Origin of the sequence: Actinomadura rubrisoli (genome assembly GCF_004349215.1) — a bacterium.
Lineage (GTDB): Bacteria > Actinomycetota > Actinomycetes > Streptosporangiales > Streptosporangiaceae > Spirillospora > Spirillospora rubrisoli.
On sequence record NZ_SMKU01000745.1, the window covers coordinates 1 to 944 of the forward strand.

Sequence of the window (944 nt, forward strand, 5' to 3'; positions counted from 1 at the left end):
GTGGTATCCGGATCCGTACGGGGGTGGGGGGCACCGCTGGTGGGACGGGACGAAGTGGACTGAGCATGTCGACTCCACGCCGTCGCGGCCGTCCGTGCAGCCGGTGGCGCCTCCGCAGGTGGGTGGCGGGCCTGTGTTGCATAAGGTGCGCTGGGGGATCGAGTTGCATGCGGATCCGCGTGCGATCACGTGGGACGGGCAGACGATCGAGCTGGCGCGGGCCGAGTTCGTCGGGTATACGGCTGTGCAGAACCGTATGCGCGGGCCACTCAATATCGGGAGTGTGCATACGTCGACGGACTACCATTTCGAGATCGGATTCTTCCCCGTCAACGAGGCGCCCGCCATCGCGTTCGAGGAGACCGGGATGCGCGCCAATAATCCGCCGGACGACTGGCAGTTCCTCGTCGATCTGGTCAAGACCTATGTGGAGCCGCGGTTACTCAGGGAGTTCCTTGCGGCGGTTCAGGCGGGGCAGACGGTGAACGTCGCGAATGTGCGGGTGAACCGGGACGGGTTCGTGGGCGGCGGCGTATCGCGCGGGTGGGATGCGGTTGCCGGAGTCACGTTCGAGAAGGGCAACTACTTCGTTCACGAGAAGGGCGGGAAGCGGGCGGTCCTTCGCGTCCCGCAGCAGAACCAGAACGTCTCGCTGCTGCCCCAGGTTTTTGACGCCCTCAAGCGTTGAGCCTACGCCTTTTCCCGCAGCCAGGGCGGAGTGTTGTCGGGCGTCCTCTGGTACGTCTGGAGTTCTTCGGCGTACGCGGTAGGCGGTGGCGGGGTGTGCCAGTTCGGCTCGGCGTTCCCGTCGTACTCGATCTGGTAGGCGAACGGGAACGTCAGGCGGAACTTCGCGCTGAACCAGGTGCCGATGTCCGGGGCGTACATGCCGGAGTGGAGGCGCGCGAACAGTTCGCCGAGGGCGGGCGGGGGTGTCCACAGGC

Annotated in this window: 1 protein-coding gene and 1 pseudogene; one reads left to right on the forward strand and one right to left on the reverse strand. The window is 66.0% G+C overall.

What is annotated here, in order from left to right:
- Positions 1-688: DUF2510 domain-containing protein (locus tag E1298_RS47240; protein WP_131903872.1), on the forward strand; the 688-nt coding region annotated here is incomplete at its 5' end.
- A 2-nt stretch (positions 689-690) separates the two neighbouring features.
- Here the strand turns inward: E1298_RS47240 and E1298_RS49180 are convergent.
- Positions 691-944 (reverse strand): annotated as a pseudogene (locus E1298_RS49180) (hypothetical protein); the annotation flags it as partial.